The organism is Mesorhizobium sp. A623 (assembly GCF_054489405.1).
Genome location: NZ_JBTMXB010000153.1, coordinates 1 through 518 on the forward strand (window position 1 = coordinate 1; position 518 = coordinate 518).

The following is a 518-nucleotide window of genomic DNA, read 5'->3' on the forward strand; positions in this document are numbered from 1 at the left end:
GTGGATAGACCACCACGCCCGACGGCTGAATGCACGCGCCTTCGGTCAAGTGTGCGGTTTCTATCCTATCGCGCCCCATCAGATGAAAGACGTTCTCGCCGTGCGCGATAAGATGGTCGGCGACGATACGCCGATGGCAGCGCCACCAGACGGCTTCGGAACACATCATCGCACATCGTCGCTCGTGTCCCAAAGCGGTGAGCCGATCAAGGCCGAGGCGGAAGCTGTCCGAGAGCGCGTAGTCGGCATAATTGTGGAAACTCTGGTTTTCCCAGAACCCGTTCACGTCGGACGGCACGGACTTGGCCTTACCGCGCAGCCCGCCCAGTTCCGCAATGGGCTCATAGGCGATCTGGAACGTAGCCAGGCTGCCGGGGAGCGTTTCCTTGTTATATTGCGGATTGGTCTGCGACTTTGGTACGGTTCTTATGTCCACGACCAGCACAACATTCGCGATCCGCAGCAAGCCGACGAATTCCTCCAGCGTGCGGGTTGAATGACCAACGGTGTGGAAGGGC

The 518-nt window shown here is 59.5% G+C and carries 1 protein-coding gene; it reads right to left on the reverse strand.

The annotated features are described in order from the left end of the window. On the reverse strand, positions 1-518 hold a 518-nt coding region (locus ACX3P1_RS28375), incomplete at both ends, for a DUF488 domain-containing protein (protein WP_459083173.1).